Raw genomic sequence first — 18,881 nt, 5'->3', positions numbered from 1 at the left:
CCGCGATGAACCTTTTTTTTGATTATTGCTTGATGAGTCGACCAGAACTTAGACTTTCTCTACCGAATTACGGCGTACCAGAGTTGGAGAGAACATCATTGGTTCAGTAGAGGTGTTTTCACCTTTGGCTAAGTGCAGCGCGAGTCGTGTCGCTTTCTCTGCCATCATCTGAATCGGGTAGCGGATAGTGGTGAGCTTTGGATGAACATAGCGTGCAATCAAGCCATCATCGAAGCCGATGATCGACATTTTGTCCGGCGCTTGAATACCGTTTTCATCTAGGACAGACAAAGCTCCTGCCGCCATGTAATCGTTGTACGCAACAATGCCTGTGATCGGCAGAGACTTGGTTAATAGGTTAGTCATGGCGTATTCACCCCCTTCACTGGTCGGCGCTGAGTACTCAATATAGCTGTCAGATAACGCTATTTTGTAATCTGAGAGTGCCGCTAAGTAACCTTGGACACGCTCATCGGCATCTTCAATGCTATGCGATGAGGCGATACAGGCAATGTTCTTATGGCCATGGCGGATCAGATATTCCGTCGCAAGATACGCACCTTTTTTGTTGTCTAAGAAAATACAGTGGTTGGCAATCTCAGCAATATAACGGTTGATCAGTACTAAGCCTTTGACCTCTTTTGCATAGGCAATCAGTTCTTCGTCGGTGAGGCCTTTAGAGTGGATCACCAGGGCGTCACAACGGCTGTTAATCAGCAATTCAATCGCTTGTCTCTCTTCTTCACGATCGTGCGAGCCATTACCGACAAGGATATGTTTTCCGTTCTCACGAGCGACATTGTCGACAGCCTTAACCAGCGTGCCAAAAAAGGGATCGGAGATGTCACCGACCAATACACCAACAGTGTTCGTGCTTTGGCTTACCAGCGCTCGAGCATTGGCATTCGGTCGATAGCCAAGTTTAGACATCGCTTTAGTTACAGACTCTACCGAGCTTGCACTCGCCTTGGGAGACTTGTTGATCACTCGAGATACGGTTGCAACAGAAACACCAGCTTCCTTTGCTACATCTTTAATTGTTGCCATTTTTAACCTCTATACATTGCTTCATCTATTTAACACCGACAATGATAGTAAGGCAACGAAACTCTCATTTTACTTCCAGTAATGAGATCTTTACCGCTTGTAATTATTAGGCTTAATGCTAGTGTAAACATTTACATTTTACTTAATTTTAGTAAACGATTTAATGAGTGAAAATAAACCAATATAGGAAGTGAGAAATGGATACTGTCTCTTATGGTGACTTTGCTAAGTTAGAAATGCGTGTGGGTAAGATCATTGAGGTTGTGCGTCATGAAAACGCCGACAAGCTTTACATAGTGCAAGTGGATGTTGGTGACAAGACACTGCAAACGGTGACCAGCCTAGTCCCTTACTACACAGAAGAAGAGTTGATGGGTAAGCAGGTTGTTGTTTTGTGCAATCTAGCGAAGGCGAAGATGAGAGGCCACACTTCTGAGTGCATGTTGCTTTGTGCAGAAACGGAAGATGAATCTGAAAGTGTATTGCTAACACCTGAACGTGCGATGCCAGCAGGTATTCGTGTCGTTTAAGCTCATTTTAGGTTGGTGAGTCAATGTGTTCACCAACCTAAATCAACTAGCTGCGTACAGTTAGTATCAAGCCATCAATCACACTGTGATGGTGATCGGAAACCCCAGCAAGGTTGCCGTATTTAGGCTGGTGGCGATCATTTTCTAATGGTTGATGCCAACCTTGTGTGTGTTTAACGAAGTGCGCCGCAAAGCTTTCAGACACCTCTAAACATCCTGCTAATACCGTATCGACGTAGGTTTGAACGATAGGGCTGTTTTCGCAAGGTGCTTCAATCTCGTCTTTGATGTAAACCCAGATCGGTTGATCCTGTTTGAATTCATCTTGGCTTTCTATCTGAGAGGCCTTTAATTCGATACGGTGATAACCACGCTCACGGCGATCAAACTCAGCCAGTGCAATATCATCCACCTCAAGCAACACACCATTCACTTGTCCTTCGCCAAGATTGACGATCAAAGGTGATAACACATAGCTGTCATCGATCTTGCTCCAATGGCGAATTAAGCCATGAACAATCGCAGGGATCGCTTGCCCTGTCTGACCGGTAAGCTGGCGTGAAGATGAGTTGATTAAGCTGCCATAACCAAAAATATACATCGCATTCCTTGTCTGAGTTGTTCCATTTAAGTCTAGTCTTACTATATGTGGCGAGATACCAAAAGTCAGTAAGTTTCTATTTATACATCTATATGTCTTTATGACTCTTTTGGTTGTGTTTTTTTGACTTGTTATTGGTTGGTGAATCTCGTGAGTCGCTGTTTTTACTGGTTTTATCTAATTGGCGCGTTTCATGCAATATGATCTGCATATTGCATCGGATTTGATGCACACTAAATATGGTTTAGGTAATACCTTGGCCGCTTATCTGAGAATTAGGAGCGAGTTTGTTAAATATCACAGATAAAAGTGTAGAAGACGCGATTCCAGCCTACCTGCGTTTAGGCTTTCGACCTTTCTTCTTTTTAGGTAGTCTCTATGCCGTGATTGCGATTGTAGCTTGGGTCATCATGTTCCAAAACGGTCAGCCTGAAATGCTAAAAGTACCGGCGCTTTGGTGGCATGTACATGAGATGCTGTTTGGTTTCTCAATGGCGATAGTGGTCGGTTTTGTGTTAACGGCAGTACAAACGTGGACGGGTGTCAATGGCACCAAGCATTATCGATTAGCTGCGCTAGTCGGTTTGTGGCTCGCACCTCGTATTCTGTTTTGGACACCCGCACCGTTATGGCTGATCTCATCTGTTGAGGCGTTGTTCTTAATCTTCGCCGCTTACGAAATTGGTTTCCGAGTTGTTAAATCGAAAGGCTGGAAGAATCTATTCTTTGTGCCGCTGTTTATATTGGCTATCGTGGCGAACTTTGCTAGTTACGCAACCATTAAGGGGATGCCTCCATTCCCGTCGTCTGCGGTATGGCACGCAATGTTATGGTGGTTTACCTTGCTGCTATCAGTGATGGGTGGGCGAGTTATTCCATTCTTCACTGCGCGTCGCTTTGATTTTGAAAAAGCACAACCACTAGTTTGGTTAGAATGGTTAGCCAATCTACCTTGGGTTGGCTTATTTGTGTTGAGCTTCTTCCCATTGACCTTTGCTCAAGTCGGCAATGAGTTGATGGTATTTGCAGGTGTGACACAGTTGGTGCGCTTTATCCGCTGGAAGCCTTGGACAACACTATCAGAACCCTTGGTGTGGTCGCTGCATGCGGCTTACCTATGTATCCCTCTCAGCTTGCTGTTACGCGGTTTGCTAGATAACCCGTTCGCGAGCCATAACATGCTGCACCTGTTTGCGATTGGCGGTTTGAGTGGGTTAATTCTGGCGATGATCACGCGCGTGACAATGGGACATACTGGCCGTGCTATCTATAAAGGGCCAAGTATGGCTTTGGCGTTCTCGGCTATATTTATCGCGGCACTCGTTCGTAGTTTAGGTGTGACATTCTTCCCTGCGTATTTATTTGAGATGGTCAATATCAGCGCGGGTTTATGGACGTTAGCGTTCGGTCTATTTATCTGGAAATTTGGGATGATGCTGTTAACGCCAAGAGTGGATGGTCACCCGGGCTAAGCCAATTAGTTATCTATTGATATAGATAGGGAAGCTCAGAGCTTCCCTTTTTGATCTTGATAACTCATTAAGTACTCGCAGCAAGGTATTGGCGTACCTGTGTGATGAGATCTTCCTTGGCGTGAGGCGAGATAAAACTGGCTTCGATGGCATTAATACTGAACTGCGCCAATTCGTTTTTGGTCACTGGGTGAGCATTGGCGACGGCGAGGAAGTTATCATTCATATAGCCGCCGAAGTAAGCCGGATCATCGGAATTGATGGTGACGCACAGCCCTTTTCTCAGCAACTCGACGATGTTGTGCTCTTGCATGGTCTCAAACACCTTGAGCTTGGTATTCGACAGCGGGCAGACGGTCAGTGGTGTACGTTTTGCTATTAGCTGTTCCATCAACTCTTCATCTTCTACACAGCGAACGCCATGATCAATTCGGGTAATGCCTAGCAAGCTCAGTGCGTCGCTAATATTTTGTGCTGGGCCTTCTTCTCCGGCGTGCGCGACAGTCAGAAAGCCTTGGTTGATCGCTTCTTGGAATACATGTTTAAACTTCTCTGGTGGATTGCCCTGTTCTGATGAATCTAACCCAACGGCAATGATCTTATCTTTATAAGGAAGGGCTTGTTTGAGTGTTTCAAAAGCGCTGTCTTCATCGAGATGACGCAGAAAGCACATGATCAGTTGGCTGCTGATACCAAGCTCTTGCTCCACTTGATTCAAAGCTCGAGTAATCCCGCCAACGATGACTTCAAAGTCAATGCCGCGTTCAGTGTGAGTCTGAGGGTCGAAGAAGATCTCAGTATGAACCACATTATCTTGCTGACACTTCAACAGATAAGCCCACGTCAGGTCGTAGAAATCTTGTTCATGAATCAGTACGTTTGCACCTTGGTAATAGATATCGAGAAAGGATTGAAGATTGTGGAACTGGTACGCGTCTCGAACTTGGTCTGGGGTCTCAAAGGGAATCGACAGGTTATTACGCTTGGCGAGTTGGAACATCAGCTCTGGCTCTAATGTGCCTTCTATATGTAAGTGCAGCTCAACTTTGGGTAAATTTTTGATGAAGCTATCCATAGCAACTCCTTAGCTATTTTAATTATGAGCGGAGTAGGTGAGACAGTAGAGTCTATAAACCTGAGCAAGCAGGTATCTCTTTCATTTATCTCTGTTTGAGCATAGTTCATTTCATTGTTATCGATAAAATAGGATAGAAGTTGATGGTGAACCGAGAGTTATGAACCGATTGAAATTAGGCGCAAACGATTTGCAGCATTGGAGTGTGATCCGCTGCAAATATTTGCAGCAATATTCATTGATTTGTGCTCTAATACCGCGCTTACCAAGGGATGGTGTTAAAAGATGCTCACTTAGATGGAGTTATCAAAGTTGACCGATCCCTTAATGATCTCCCTTAGGAAAAAATAGAACATGTCTAAGAACAAAAAATTTGATATCCGCCTTACAGAAAAACGCAACGGTTGGTGTGCAGAGATTACTCGTCAAGTAACGTCTCGCAGCACTACAGTATCTAAGCGTGAGTCTGGTTTCGAAACTGAAGCTCTAGCACAAGAGTGGGCAGAGAAAGAGCTAGCATCTTTCATCGCTAACCAAGCTGAACGTAACGAGCGTAAATCAGAGCAACGTAAAGAGCGTGACGAACTACGTCACACTAAAGAGCTTAAAGCTGAGCAAGCACGTGAAGCGCGCGCTAAAGCTCGTGCAGAAGAGCAACAAGACGCTGAATAATTCAGTGCATGACTAATTTATAGATCCCTTAATTTTAAGATAAGGGATTTGTGAAAAAAAAGCCCCGATACAACTTTTTTCTTTCGAGTTAAAAGTGTTTTGGGGCTTTTTAGTTTGTGGAGTTCTGTTTTATTGTGTTTAAGAGCTCGGTTTGGCTTCTCGCTTTTAACGTCGAGCTCTTAAACTGTTAAGCATTGTCTGATCAGTTATTCAGTGCAGTTAGCCAATCGTCTTCTGCCACTTCTTCAATGTAGCTTTCTACTGATTGTCCTACTTCTTCATCGTCTTGCTTGAAGTAAGCGATGTGGAACACAGCATCACCTTCGTTGACCAAAGGCAGAGTTTGCTGACCAATCACGATACCGCCTTTGGTTGTGATCACTTGGCCTTCTTGGTGACCCAATGGAGAGCTGATGTAAGCAAGGGTTTGTCCTGCTTCAACCTGTTCGCCAAGTCTTACCATGTTACGCAAAATACCGTCTGATTCAGCGCGGATCCAGCTGGTGGATTTACTCAATACTGGCTCTGGTAACTTCTTACGGTTAGGGCGCAGCATGCCGATTTCTTTCATCACTTGATGCACGCCAAGGTAACCCGCACGAATCGCGAGGTGATCAAAACGCAGCGCTTCACCACCTTCGTAAGTTAATACAGGAATACCCAGTTTTTCCGCTTCGCTACGCAGTGAACCGTCGCGCAGTGGAGAATCAATAATCACGGGTGTTGCGAACGCTTTTGCGATGCGCAGTGTCTCAGGGTTCGATAGGTTTGCACGAATCTGTGGCAGATTGGTACGGTGAATCGCGCCCGTGTGTAGATCCAGAATGTAATCACAGTGCTTTGCCACGTTCTCAAAGAAGGTGTAAGCGATACGTGATGTTAACGATCCTTTCTCACTGCCAGGGAAGCAACGGTTTAGGTCACGACGGTCTGGTAGGTAACGAGATTTATGGATAAAGCCAAATACGTTAACGATAGGCACAACAATTAATGTCCCTTTCAGTTTCTTTGGATCAATCGCATTGGTCAGTTGTCGTGCAATCTCAACACCGTTTAGCTCATCGCCGTGGATAGCCGCATTTACCATCAGTGTTGGGCCTGCTTGGCGACCGTGAATAATTTCAATCGGGATCGAAAGTGGAGAATGCGTGTAAAGCTGAGCCGCTTGCAGTTCAATCTCCATTCGCTGTCCTGGCTGAACAGTATAACCAAGTAATTCGAATGGTTGATTAGGTTTTAGTCTTGCCATTTAGGTTGTTCTCAACATGGTGATAATTCGTTAACACGGAATGTAGCAATCGTTGATTTTTAGTACGAATCAATCGCTTTACGGTGACGACAAAAGTTTTTTATGAAGGGGCTTCTGAATTGGTTTCAGTTTTTTATCTGGCTAATTGAAGGGTGTTTAAAATTTTGAATTTTATGACAATACATTAACTTAGAGCTGATATTTGTCATTCAGTTCGTTGGTATTATCCACCGCCATTTTTTGGCGGCCAAATTCAAATATTGAGATCAAAATGAAAAAAACAATTTCAAAAGTTGTAGCACTAGCGGTGGTATCTGTTGCTTTATCTGGCTGTGTTGGTAGCAACGCAGTAACGGGTTACCTAATGAAGTTCAACATCAAGGCTGTTGATAACCGTTACGCTCGTGGTGGTTTGAACATTCTACTTGCACCTGCATACGGTCTAACAGTTGCTGCCGATTACATAGTATTCAACTCACTAGAGTTCTGGACTGGTAGCAACCCACTAACAGGTGCTCCGCACATCTTTGATACTAAGACTGATACTTACCTAGACATCAACCACCAACTTGATCCGTCTCTAACGGAAGCGCCAGTGGGTCCTATCACGAGTGCAGATGTGATCGAAAAAGGTCAAATGCAGCAGATTGATGAAAACACGATCCAAATGGACATTACTTACCAGTCTGGTGAGCGTGCGACGTTAATCGGTGTTCGTGATGGCGAGATGGTGACGTACTTCATCGATGGCGAAGTTGTGGCACAAACTTCAATTGATGAGCTAGAAAGCTACGCGGCTTCACGCGCTTAATTGTTTATTTAGTCACAAGTAGTAGCTACAAAGATTAGATACAAAAACAGGTACTCATTGAGTACCTGTTTTATTTTGTCTCAGATAAACGGTGTTTACTGTAAAACACCATTTACTGAACAAACATAGCTTATCGAATTAAGCTTTTTCTGGGATCGCTTCAAGCAATGCAACCATTTGGTTCCAGAATAGCTCAACGGTGTCGATCTTCACTTTCTCATCAGGAGAGTGCGGAAACTTGATGGTTGGGCCGAAAGAAACCATATCCATGTTCGGGTAAGGTTCTTTGAATAGACCACACTCAAGACCAGCATGGATAACCATGATGTTTGGCTTGTGACCGTAGATACCTTCGTACATGTCACGGAAGATATGCATGATTTCTGAATCTGCGTCTGGTTTCCAACCTGGGTAAGCACCAGAGAACGCGATGTTAGCGCCTGCTAGTTCAGCAACAGAGTGAAGCATGCTTTCTACTTGGCTACGACCTGAATCGATAAGAGAGCGGATCAGGCAAAGTACTGTGATTGAGTTCTCTTCTGTTGTGATAACACCTACGTTTAGAGACGTTTCCACAACACCTTCAATCTCGTCACTCATACGAATCACGCCGTTTGGACATGCGTTAAGTGCCGCGATAAAGCGAGCTTGGTCTGCTGACGCAAGTGCGCCCATTTCTACAGAAGCTTCTTCATTGAAAGTCACGATGCTGTCTTCTACTTTACCTAGCTCTGTTGAAAGCAGCTCAGTGTAGTAGTTGTATAGTGAAGCCAGTTTTTCTTGGTTTGCCGCAGGAACAGCAACCGTTACGAAACCTTCACGAGGGATCGCGTTACGAAGGCTACCACCTTTGAATTCGACGATGCGAAGGTCTAGCTCTTTTGCGTGACCCGCTAGGAAGCGAGCAAGCAGTTTGTTTGCGTTTGCACGACCTGTGTGGATGTCACAACCAGAGTGACCGCCTTTTAGGCCTTTTAGCGTTAGCTTACGTGTTACGAAGTCAGCTGGAATCGCATTACGAGCAATTTCAAATGTCATTGCGCCGTCGATACCGCCAGCACAACCCATGTACACTTCGCCTTCTTGCTCTGAATCGGTGTTAAGAAGGATATCGCCTTCTAACCAACCCGCTTCAAGACCGAAAGCACCAGTCATGCCTGCTTCTTCATCTACTGTTAGTAGAACTTCGATAGGGCCGTGCTGGATTTCGTTTGAAGCAAGAACCGCTAGGCAAGAAGCCATGCCCATGCCGTTATCAGCGCCAAGCGTTGTGCCTTTAGCTGTAACCCATTCGCCATCGATGTATGGCTGGATTGGATCTTTTGCAAAGTCGTGATCAGTGTCTTCGTTCTTTTGTGGAACCATATCGATGTGAGCTTGTAGCACGACACCTTTTTTGTTTTCCATACCCGGCGTTGCTGGCTTTTTGATGAATACGTTGCCCGTTGGGTCGCGACGTACATCTAGGCCTTGCTCTGTTGCCCACGCAATAATGTATTGAGCAAGCTCCTCTTCATGTTTCGAAGGGTGCGGGATTGAACAAATTTTATCGAAAAACTGCCAAATAGGGGCAGGGGACAATTTACTGATCTCAGAATGGAATTCAGACACGGATGACTCCTTTTTTATTTGATAACCATATATTTAGGATTTCTATAGGTAAAAACTTAGAATAAAAATCTAAAATATGGGTCTGTTTTGATGGCAACAGCATACCACTTGAGCGTTTTGACGAGTAGCGGTTCTAAACCTCAAATAGCTCAAATTTTGAAAGCGATCTTGTCCATCTGATCACAGCTAAGCGCCTTGATGCTTATAAATGGAGCAGGCAAACGTTTGTTTAATTCTATTTTGTAATTTTATTACAAAATAAGTTTGCAAAATAACCGCAAATGGCCAAAAATGTGACGTATAGCAAAAAATACTTGTAATCTTTTTTCTTTAGGGTATATTAATAACCAACTTCTGAGATGAAGAGTAAATGCTCAAAGGATGAGTCCGTTTTATCGCCTCCAAGGAACCGAGAAATCAAATTCGTTTTTTATTGATTTATTAAGGTGATAGTTATGAAAGGTTTACCATCTGCAATGTTCTGGATTAACAGCTCTGTTTACACTAGCAACTTTGCATACCCTACAAGCTTTGGTTACTAATACCGTAAGCATGTAACTCGAACAGTTTTGTTCACCCCTATATATTGGAATTCTTTTACAGCCCTTTTGGTTGACAGATTCTACCGCCACTCAGTTTTGAGTGGCGTTTTTTTTGCCTGCTACTTTTCCAAACCGCTTTCGCTTGTCACTTTCCTTGCTGTTCTGCGTGGTTGTTTTTTAAACGCCGAAATATCAATTTGCGCCTTATTACTGATCCTGTTGAAAAATACATAACTATTGTGAGTTTGAATTCAGAATTTACTGGCTAGATTATCAATGAAAATAACCGATGGTAGAAAAAACAACCAACTAGTTTTAGTGAGTCTATTGTTGTTAATTGTTTGTTTTTAATGGTTATTTATCGATGATATCTTCATTTTTAATCGCTTTGTTTCATACGGCATTCTGATAAATATCGATTAGAGCCTTAATTCTATCTGGAATTTGTTATTTGATAACTTTATAATCCACAGCCAATCGATTACGCAACCGTTTACTTTTTACCCTTATAGGATTCGATAATGTTCGAAAAGCTATTCAAACTCAGTGAAAATGGCACCAATGTGCGCACTGAAATCATCGCAGGTCTAACAACCTTCCTAACAATGGCTTACATCATTTTTGTAAACCCAATGATTCTAGCTGATGCTGGTATGGACCATGGCGCTGTATTTGTAGCAACCTGTTTAGCGGCTGCTATTGGCTGTTTCATCATGGGCTTTGTTGCTAACTACCCAATTGCTCAAGCTCCAGGCATGGGTTTGAACGCATTCTTTACCTACGCTGTTGTAATGGGTATGGGTTATACGTGGCAAGTTGCTCTGGCAGCGGTTTTCGTATCAGGCGTAATCTTCATCTTCTTAAGCATCTTTAAGATCCGTGAATGGATTATCAACTCGATCCCTATGTCTCTGCGTGTTGGTATCTCTGCAGGTATCGGTCTTTTCCTAGCGTTTATTGCGCTTAGCAATGCAGGCATCGTTGTTTCTAACCCAGCAACTAAAGTTTCACTGGGCGACATTACCGCGATTGCTCCTATCCTAGGCTCACTTGGTTTCTTCCTAACGATTGCTCTTGTTCACCGTGGCGTGAAAGGGGCAGTAATGATTGCGATTCTAGCTATCACAGCTCTTGGCATTGTTATTGGTGACGTTCAATACGGCGGCATCATGTCTACACCACCAAGCCTTGCTCCTACATTCATGCAGCTTGATTTCTCTGCTGTATTTGAAATCGGTATGATTTCAGTGGTATTCGCATTCTTGTTCGTCGATTTGTTCGATACAGCGGGTACTCTGGTTGGTGTTGCAACGAAAGCAAACCTAATCAAAGAAGACGGCAAACTACCTCGCTTGAACAAAGCACTGCTTGCTGACTCTACAGCAACATCTATTGGTGCACTGCTAGGTACATCAAATACTACTTCTTATGTTGAGAGTGTTGCGGGTGTTGCTGAAGGCGGCCGTACCGGTCTAACGGCTGTTGTTGTTGGTATCTTATTCCTACTGGCTCTTTTCTTCTCGCCACTTGCAGGTATGATTCCGGCTTACGCAACATCAGGTGCACTTTTCTATGTAGCAATTCTGATGATGTCTGGCCTAGTTGGCATTGATTGGCGTGATCTTACGGAAGCAGCACCAGTCGTGGTAACATGTCTGCTTATGCCGCTGACGTACTCTATCGCTGAGGGTATCTCACTAGGTTTCATCGCTTACGCTGCAATTAAGCTGCTAAGTGGTAAAGGTCGCGACGTTTCACCTGCTGTGTGGGTAATGTCGGCTATCTTTATTCTTAAATACATTTTCGCTTAATCGTCTAGATTTCTGCTTAATCGCTGAAGAGGCTATGTTTGAAATAGCCTCTAATAACATGACAAAATTATTAGGTTTTATACTATGAGCAACAAATTCGTTATCACTTGGGACAACATGCAGACTTACTGCCGTCAACTTGCTGAAAAGCAAATGCCAGCAGAGCAGTGGAAAGGCATCTGGGCAGTAAGCCGTGGTGGTTTGGTTCCTGGTGCAATCTTGGCTCGTGAGCTAGGTATTCGTCACGTAGATACGATTTGTATTTCTAGCTACGACCACGATCACCAACGTGATATGACAGTAGTTAAAGCACCTGAAGGTGACGGTGAAGGCTTCCTAATCGTTGAAGACTTGGTTGATAGTGGTGACACTGCACGTAAGCTTCGCGAAATGTACCCTAAAGCGAAACTGATCGCTGTATGTGCAAAACCATCTGGCGCTGATTTGCTAGACGAGTACATTGTTGATATCGCTCAAGACACATGGATTGAGCAACCTTGGGATACTAGCCTAAGCTACGTAGAGCCAGTAAATCGCAAGTCAAAATAAGCGTAAACTTAGTTTTTTGAGAAATGACCCTTTATAGGGTCATTTTTTTTTATATTATTAGTGACAACCATTTCTTATTAAGTATCCCAATGTCTGAACCAGAAGAAACGAGCTCGAACCTTTCGGAAACTTTGTTTGTAAAGCACAAGCAAGCGAAAGAGACCTCAATGTTGACACAATACATGCCAAGCTCTGAAGCGCTATTGGATGAGAAACGTGAACAGCAAAACTCATCATGGTATCGAAACCTAAGACGTCTTCAGTGGGTATGGCAAGGCGTTAATCCAATAGAGCAGGAAGCGGTATTGGCTCGCATCGCGTCATCAGATAACTCTCGTACAACCGATGAGTGGCTTGATACGGTCATGGGTTACCGAAGTGGTAACTGGGCATACGAATGGACCAAGCTGGGTATGCAGCATCAAAATCGTTCTAATGAGAAGAATGGTGAAGAGATGGCTGAAGAGCTATTTTCCGCATCGTTGTGCTTCAGTATTGCGGGTTACCCACACCTCAAGAACGACAACTTGGCAGCTCAGGCTCAAGTGTTGGCCAACGCAGCGTATTCTGAAGCGATCAAGCACACTAAGTTGATCGTCAAGCAGATTGATATTCCATACCAAAACAAGAAGATCAAAGCGAACTTGCATCTAACCAAGACAGATAAACCACAACCGGTTGTGATTGTCAGCGCGGGTCTAGATAGCTTGCAAACCGATATGTGGCGCCTGTTTAGGGATTATTTAGCACCTAAGAACATTGCTATGTTAACGGTAGACATGCCATCAATAGGGCACAGTGCACATTGGCCGTTAACAGAAGACTCATCTTGTCTTCACCAAGCAGTGCTGAATGAATTGCCTAACATCCCATGGGTCGATCACCACAAAGTCGGCTTGTTTGGTTTCCGCTTCGGTGGCAATGCGATGGTGAGATTATCTTTCCTCGAGCAACATAAGATTAAAGCGTGTATTTCTTTAGGCGCGCCAATTCACGATATCTTTGTTCATGCAGACAAACTTAAGCAGATGCCTAAAATGCATCTAGATGTGTTGGCTTCGCGCCTTGGTAAAGGGGCGGTCGATATCAATAGCCTTTCTGGGCAGTTGATGGCGTGGTCACTCAAGGTACAAGGTTTGCTGTCAAACAGTAAAACCAGTGTTCCTATCTTGGCATTGGCTCTGGAAGGCGACCCGGTTTCACCGCCAATGGATAATCAACTGGTTGCTATTTACAGTGATTACGGAAAAGCGAAGAAAATCAAAGCTAAGTCAATTACACAAGGTTATGAGCAATCCCTCGAATTGGCGATAAAGTGGCTTGAGGATGAATTATTTAGATGACATTTCTCCTAAATTAGTTAAGCATGAAAAATGTACAAACTAAGTACCTGATACTCAGAGGTCATTTATAAAATCCAAATGCGTAGTTTCTACGTATAACAGTCTGAGTAACGTCATTCTTAACATTGAAAATGGAGATTCAATATGTCAGAAGTGACACAACAACCTACGCATTACCGCTTGTTGAATGTTTTAAAGGCGATCGGGCCTTACTTAAGGGAACCGCAATCAGAAGAAGGCCACTATATCTTTGATTGCTTGTCTGTATGTGTGAACGATAAAAAATCACCAGAAGAACGCGAGTTCTGGGGCTGGTGGCTGGAATTGGATAAGTCGGAAGAGGGATATTCGGCGAAGTACAATATCGGCAAGTACAACATCGATGGTAACTGGGATTCTTTGCCGTTACCTAAAAAGGCGGTCGCTGAGGTCTCTCGAACTCAAGAAGCCTTCCACAAGAAACTGGTTGATGAACTTCAAAGTAAGTTTGAAATCAGTATCCAATTAGACGAAGAGTCTGTCGAATTCGTCTAATTTTAAAGGTTACTCTTCTATATAAAGCAAAAAGGTGCGATTTCGCACCTTTTCTGCTTGTGAATTCCCCTTTTGATTGCTAAAACATCACCTCTTATTTGTTTTATCCATAAAAGACTTCATGACAACAAATCATCAAAGCGGGACAACAACACAGCGTAAAACTGTCGTTGTTAAACTGGGTACCAGTGTCTTAACTGGTGGAACATTGGCATTAGACCGCGCTCATATGGTTGAGCTGGTTCGTCAATGTGCTGAATTAAAAAAACAAGGCCACTCTGTGGTTATGGTTTCGTCTGGTGCAATTGCAGCAGGACGTGAGCACCTTGGTTACCCCGCACTTCCCAACTCAATGGCGAGCAAACAGTTGCTTGCGGCAGTTGGGCAAAGTCAGTTGATTCAAGTTTGGGAGTCTTTGTTTGCTATCTATGGCCTTAAGATTGGCCAGATGCTACTGACTCGTGCTGATCTCGATGATCGCGAGCGTTTTCTTAATGCACGTGACACGATCAACGCACTGGTTGAGCACGATATTATTCCGGTAGTAAACGAAAACGACGCAGTAGCAACCAACGAAATTAAAGTGGGCGACAATGATAACTTGTCGGCCTTAGTGGGTATTTTGTGCGGTGCTGATAAGCTTTTGCTACTAACAGACCAAAAAGGCCTGTTTACGGCTGACCCTCGTAAAGATCCAAATGCTGAGCTCATCAAAGAAGTGAAAACCATTGATGACACGCTGCGTAAGATCGCAGGTGGCAGCGGTACTACGTTGGGTACTGGCGGCATGGCGACAAAACTGCAGGCGGCTGACATTGCTCGTCGCGCAGGCATCGAAGTGATTATTGCTGCGGGCAGTGCTGAAAATGTGGTGTTTGATTCACTGAGTGATAACCCACAAGGCACACGTTTCTTGCCTTTAGCGGAAGCGCTTGAAAACCGTAAACGCTGGATTTTAGCGGGCCCTGCTTCAGCAGGTGACATCGTGGTTGACGACGGCGCAGTAAACGCAGTCAACACCAAAGGCAGCAGCTTGTTGGCGAAAGGGGTTGTTCGAGTTAAAGGCGAATTCTCTCGTGGTGAAGTTACCCAAGTCACAGACAGCAAAGGCAAAGTAATTGCGCGTGGTATCGCCAGTTATTCAAGCCAAGACCTAGCAAAAATTGCAGGCAAGCACAGTAAAGATATTGGCGACATCCTTGGATACGATTATGGGTCAGAAGTCATTCACCGTGACGACCTAGTTGTAATCCAAGAGTAGCTCGTGATGATAAGGTGAATCACCTTTTTGCATCCAAAGACAGACAGAATTTAGGGAGAGTTAAACGTGGATTTAACTAACATGGGTATCGCAGCAAAAGACGCTGCTTTCCACCTAGCGACCGCATCTACGGCGCAAAAGAATAAAGCATTGGCGATTATCGCTGATGAGCTAGAAGCAAACGCAACAACGATTTTAGAAGCGAACGCGAAAGACATCGAACTGGGTCGTGAAGCGGGTTTAACTGACGCACTGCTCGATCGTCTACTTCTTAACGAAGAGCGCTTAACCGGTATCGCTAACGATGTTCGTAACGTGATTAGCCTGAATGACCCAGTTGGCAGCGAAATTGACAGCAAAGTACTAGAAAACGGTATGTCACTGTCTCGCCGCCGCGTGCCACTTGGTGTGGTGGGTGTTATCTATGAAGCGCGTCCGAACGTAACCATCGATATTGCAGCTCTGTGTCTGAAGACAGGTAACGCAAGCATTCTACGTGGTGGTAAAGAGACGTTTTTCTCGAACATGGAACTGGTTAAGGTTATCCAGTCTGCATTAGAGAAAGCGGAGCTACCAGCCGCTTCTGTTCAGTACATCGAGAAGCCTGATCGTGAACTCGTTTCTCAACTGCTTAAACTGGACGACTACGTGGATATGATCATTCCTCGTGGCGGCGCTGGTCTGCACAAGATGTGTAAAGAGAACAGCACCATCCCAGTAATCATCGGCGGCTTTGGTATCAGCCATATCTTCGTTGATGAAAGCGCTGATCTTGAGAAATCTGTCGATGTGGTCGAAAACTCAAAAGTTCAACGTCCATCGGCGTGTAACTCGTTAGATACACTGCTAGTGCATGAAGCGGTTGCTGAAGCTTTCCTAACTAAGCTGAAACAGCGTTTAGCCGGCAAGGTAACCTTAGTTGCTGATACCAGTGCAAAATCGCTGCTAGCGGGTTTTGAAGACCAACGTGATGCGGTTGAAGGCGACTTTGACACTGAATGGCTAAGCTACACGCTAGGCGTGAAAGTGGTAGCGGATGTGGCAGAAGCGATTGACCACATGCGTGTACACAACGCGAGTCATTCAGATGCGATCATGACCAATAGCTTAGAGAGCTCAGAGCGTTTCATTAACTCTGTTGGTTCTGCAGCGGTTTATGTGAATGCATCAACACGTTTCACTGATGGAGCACAGTTTGGTTTAGGTGCTGAAGTTGCCGTGTCTACTCAGAAATTGCATGCTCGCGGCCCAATGGGCTTAGAAGAGCTGACAAGCTACAAATGGGTAGGTAAAGCGAACTATTTAGTCCGCGGTTAACGCTGGTCGTTAATTTTACTCCTCAGCTCATTTTTGAAATGGCGGTCGAGTAGCAATAATCAATGAATCACCACACAAAAGGGCCTTAATTGGCCCTTTTTCTTTCCTAACGTTTGGCAATTCCGTTACACTGATATTCAATTATTTGGAGGTGATATGCATTGTCCTTTTTGTTCAGAGAACGACACTAAAGTAATCGATTCAAGACTGGTAGCCGATGGCCATCAGGTTCGTCGTCGCCGTCAATGCCTTGCATGTAGTGAACGTTTTACTACGTTCGAATCGGCAGAACTTGTGATGCCTAAAGTCATAAAGTCGAATGGAAACCGCGAACCATTTAATGAAGATAAAATGGTGGGTGGTGTACAGCGCGCCCTAGAAAAACGCCCAGTGAGTGCTGACGCGATTGAACTTGCGATCAGTACGATTAAGTCACAACTCCGTGCAACTGGTGAGCGTGAAGTACCAAGCGAGATGATTGGTAATCTTGTGATGGGCCAATTGAAAGAATTGGATAAAGTGGCGTACATTCGTTTTGCCTCTGTTTACCGCAGCTTTGAAGACATCCGAGAGTTTGGCGAAGAAATCGCTAAATTAGAGGATTAACTCCTCAATCATGTCAAACTTTACTCCCCTAGATTTTCAAATGATGTCGCGTGCTATTCAGTTAGCAAAACGCGGCATTTACACTACTGCGCCAAACCCTAATGTGGGTTGTGTCATTGTACAAACCGACGGTCAGATCGTTGGTGAAGGTTTTCATGCCAAAGCTGGCGAACCTCATGCTGAAGTACATGCCATGCGAATGGCAGGCGACAAAGCAAAAGGTGCGACGGCTTATGTCACGCTAGAGCCTTGTTCTCATTACGGTCGAACGCCGCCTTGTGCTGAAGGTTTGATTAAGGCTCAAGTAGCCAAAGTGATTTGTGCCATGCAGGACCCAAACCCAAAAGTCGCAGGTCGTGGTATCAAAATGCTACGCGATGCGGGTATTGAGGTTGAAATCGGTTTGCTAGAGCAAGACGCTCTCGACTTGAACCCTGCATTTATCAAGCGTATGCAAACTGGCATGCCATTCGTTCAGTTAAAGATGGCCGCTAGCCTTGATGGGCAAACGGCATTGGAAAATGGCCAAAGCCAGTGGATCACATCGCCAGAAGCACGTCGTGATGTTCAGAACTACCGAGCAAAATCAGGCGCTGTGTTGTCAACTAGCCAGACGGTGATTGAAGACAACGCGTCGTTGAATGTTCGTTGGGCAGAGTTGCCAAGCAGTATCAAAGGTCATTACGCTGAAGACGAGCTGCGTCAGCCGATTCGCGTGATTCTTGATCGTCAAAACCAACTGCGTCCTGAACTCAAGTTATTCCAGACTCCAACATCGGTGTTGAGAGTTGCCGAAGCATCTGCTGATATTGAAGTCGCAACCACAGATGCAGGTCAGCTCGATTTGCACGATCTGATGCGTCAATTACCTGCCAATCATATCGACCATATTTGGGTCGAAGCGGGCGCAACATTGGCAAAAAGCTTGATTGAAGAGCAGCTGGTGGATGAGCTAATCCTTTATTTAGCACCTAAACTTATGGGCAGTGACGGACGAGGTTTGATGGGTGCATTAGGGCTCACTTCAATGTCTGACGTTATTGACCTAGAAATTAAAGATGTTCGACAGGTTGGTGTGGATATTCGCATCGTTGCGAAACCCGTATTTCGAAACAGATAGTAACGAAACCACAGTGGAAATAGTTACTCCAACTGCATACGTGTCGTTGACAACAAAAAGAGTTTTAAAATGTTTACAGGAATTGTAGAAGCCGTAGGTACATTGAGTGCAATCACTCCCCGCGGAGAAGACATCACCGTAACGGTTAATGTTGGTAAGCTTGATATGGCTGACGTTAAGTTAGGCGACAGTATCGCTACCAATGGTGTGTGTTTGACAGTTGTTGAATATAACGACCACAGCTACAGTGCAGATCTTTCGCTTGAGACCCTGAAAAAAACGGGTTTTGTCGATTACCAAGCGGGCGATAAAGTTAACCTTGAGAAAGCAATGTTACCAACCACGCGTTTCGGTGGACATATAGTGTCTGGTCACGTTGATGGCGTGGGTGAGATTGTTGAACGTAACCAAGTTGGCCGTGCGATTGAATTCTGGGTAGAAATGCCAGCAGAAATCTCAAAATACGTGGCTCAAAAAGGCTCAGTAACAGTTGATGGCATTAGCCTGACTGTGAACGATTTACGTAAGAACGCATTCAAGCTGACTATCGTTCCTCATACTTCTTCAGAAACCACCATCGACCAATTCAATGTCGGTCGTAAAGTGAATCTAGAAGTTGATGTATTAGCACGTTACATGGAGCGTTTACTGCAAGGTCAGCAACAAGAATCTGAGCCTGAATCTCGATTAACGATGGAATTCTTACAGCAGAATGGTTTTGCCTAACCGT

Annotated in this window: 18 protein-coding genes; 13 read left to right on the top strand and 5 right to left on the bottom strand. The window is 44.5% G+C overall.

Annotated elements, in window-relative coordinates; genetic code table 11:
* Positions 1-48: 48 nt before the first annotated feature.
* Positions 49-1,047 (bottom strand): substrate-binding domain-containing protein, encoded by a 999-nt coding sequence (locus AB4482_RS11215; RefSeq protein WP_372128840.1) that lies wholly within the window; start codon positions 1,045-1,047, stop codon positions 49-51.
* A gap of 197 nt (positions 1,048-1,244) precedes the next feature.
* On the opposite strand from AB4482_RS11215, the gene AB4482_RS11210 reads away from it, so the two are divergent.
* Complete coding sequence (locus AB4482_RS11210) at positions 1,245-1,577, top strand: tRNA-binding protein (RefSeq protein WP_017060796.1); 333 nt, start codon at positions 1,245-1,247, stop codon at positions 1,575-1,577.
* A 46-nt stretch (positions 1,578-1,623) separates the two neighbouring features.
* On the opposite strand, the gene AB4482_RS11205 is transcribed toward AB4482_RS11210, so the two are convergent.
* The gene (locus AB4482_RS11205; protein ID WP_372180935.1) at positions 1,624-2,178 is read right to left on the bottom strand and encodes a gamma-glutamylcyclotransferase family protein; all 555 of its coding nucleotides are present in this window, start codon (positions 2,176-2,178) and stop codon (positions 1,624-1,626) included.
* A 287-nt stretch (positions 2,179-2,465) separates the two neighbouring features.
* Here AB4482_RS11205 and AB4482_RS11200 point away from each other — a divergent pair, with 287 nt between their 5' ends.
* Entirely contained in the window at positions 2,466-3,650 is a 1,185-nt protein-coding gene (locus AB4482_RS11200; RefSeq protein ID WP_372180933.1) for an NnrS family protein, read from the top strand.
* A 67-nt stretch (positions 3,651-3,717) separates the two neighbouring features.
* Here AB4482_RS11200 and AB4482_RS11195 read toward each other — a convergent pair whose 3' ends face one another.
* Positions 3,718-4,725, bottom strand: coding sequence for an adenosine deaminase (locus AB4482_RS11195; RefSeq protein WP_017069510.1), 1,008 nt, complete (start codon positions 4,723-4,725; stop codon positions 3,718-3,720).
* Between the two features lie 354 nt (positions 4,726-5,079).
* On the opposite strand from AB4482_RS11195, the gene AB4482_RS11190 reads away from it, so the two are divergent.
* On the top strand, positions 5,080-5,397 hold the full coding sequence (locus AB4482_RS11190; protein ID WP_017069509.1) for a DUF3622 domain-containing protein: 318 nt from the start codon (positions 5,080-5,082) through the stop codon (positions 5,395-5,397).
* A gap of 202 nt (positions 5,398-5,599) precedes the next feature.
* Here AB4482_RS11190 and AB4482_RS11185 read toward each other — a convergent pair whose 3' ends face one another.
* On the bottom strand, positions 5,600-6,646 hold the full coding sequence (locus AB4482_RS11185; RefSeq protein ID WP_017060792.1) for a succinylglutamate desuccinylase/aspartoacylase family protein: 1,047 nt from the start codon (positions 6,644-6,646) through the stop codon (positions 5,600-5,602).
* A 271-nt stretch (positions 6,647-6,917) separates the two neighbouring features.
* Between AB4482_RS11185 and AB4482_RS11180 the strand changes: the two genes are divergently transcribed.
* The gene (locus AB4482_RS11180; RefSeq protein ID WP_017069508.1) at positions 6,918-7,457 is read left to right on the top strand and encodes a DUF3332 family protein; all 540 of its coding nucleotides are present in this window, start codon (positions 6,918-6,920) and stop codon (positions 7,455-7,457) included.
* Between the two features lie 138 nt (positions 7,458-7,595).
* Here the strand turns inward: AB4482_RS11180 and AB4482_RS11175 are convergent, their stop codons facing one another.
* The gene (locus AB4482_RS11175) at positions 7,596-9,068 is read right to left on the bottom strand and encodes an aminoacyl-histidine dipeptidase (protein ID WP_372180931.1); all 1,473 of its coding nucleotides are present in this window, start codon (positions 9,066-9,068) and stop codon (positions 7,596-7,598) included.
* A 1,063-nt stretch (positions 9,069-10,131) separates the two neighbouring features.
* Between AB4482_RS11175 and AB4482_RS11170 the strand changes: the two genes are divergently transcribed.
* From AB4482_RS11170 to AB4482_RS11130, 9 genes are all read left to right on the top strand, one after another.
* On the top strand, positions 10,132-11,421 hold the full coding sequence (locus tag AB4482_RS11170; RefSeq protein ID WP_017060789.1) for an NCS2 family permease: 1,290 nt from the start codon (positions 10,132-10,134) through the stop codon (positions 11,419-11,421).
* Positions 11,422-11,505: 84 nt separating this feature from the next.
* Positions 11,506-11,970, top strand: coding sequence for an oxytetracycline resistance phosphoribosyltransferase domain-containing protein Tet(34) (gene tet(34) / locus AB4482_RS11165; protein ID WP_009847475.1), 465 nt, complete (start codon positions 11,506-11,508; stop codon positions 11,968-11,970).
* Positions 11,971-12,059: 89 nt separating this feature from the next.
* Positions 12,060-13,313, top strand: coding sequence for an esterase FrsA (frsA, locus tag AB4482_RS11160; protein ID WP_017060788.1), 1,254 nt, complete (start codon positions 12,060-12,062; stop codon positions 13,311-13,313).
* Positions 13,314-13,457: 144 nt separating this feature from the next.
* Positions 13,458-13,847, top strand: a complete 390-nt coding sequence (gene crl / locus AB4482_RS11155; RefSeq protein WP_017060787.1) for a sigma factor-binding protein Crl — start codon at positions 13,458-13,460, stop codon at positions 13,845-13,847.
* 76 nt (positions 13,848-13,923) lie between these two features.
* Positions 13,924-15,108 (top strand): glutamate 5-kinase, encoded by a 1,185-nt coding sequence (proB, locus tag AB4482_RS11150; protein WP_012604650.1) that lies wholly within the window; start codon positions 13,924-13,926, stop codon positions 15,106-15,108.
* A 66-nt stretch (positions 15,109-15,174) separates the two neighbouring features.
* Positions 15,175-16,425, top strand: coding sequence for a glutamate-5-semialdehyde dehydrogenase (locus tag AB4482_RS11145; protein ID WP_017060786.1), 1,251 nt, complete (start codon positions 15,175-15,177; stop codon positions 16,423-16,425).
* Between the two features lie 156 nt (positions 16,426-16,581).
* A complete protein-coding gene (nrdR, locus tag AB4482_RS11140; protein ID WP_004734394.1) occupies positions 16,582-17,031 on the top strand; it encodes a transcriptional regulator NrdR in 450 nt (149 codons plus the stop codon).
* Between the two features lie 40 nt (positions 17,032-17,071).
* Positions 17,072-18,151 carry a bifunctional diaminohydroxyphosphoribosylaminopyrimidine deaminase/5-amino-6-(5-phosphoribosylamino)uracil reductase RibD gene (gene ribD / locus AB4482_RS11135; protein WP_017060785.1) on the top strand — a complete coding sequence of 360 codons (1,080 nt, stop codon included), beginning with the start codon at positions 17,072-17,074 and terminating at the stop codon, positions 18,149-18,151.
* Between the two features lie 69 nt (positions 18,152-18,220).
* On the top strand, positions 18,221-18,877 hold the full coding sequence (locus tag AB4482_RS11130; protein WP_010436361.1) for a riboflavin synthase: 657 nt from the start codon (positions 18,221-18,223) through the stop codon (positions 18,875-18,877).
* Positions 18,878-18,881: the final 4 nt, after the last annotated feature.

This window comes from Vibrio sp. 10N.222.55.C7 (assembly GCF_041473335.1).
Lineage (GTDB): Bacteria > Pseudomonadota > Gammaproteobacteria > Enterobacterales > Vibrionaceae > Vibrio > Vibrio crassostreae_C.
This window is presented reverse-complemented; position numbering and strand designations above follow the sequence as displayed.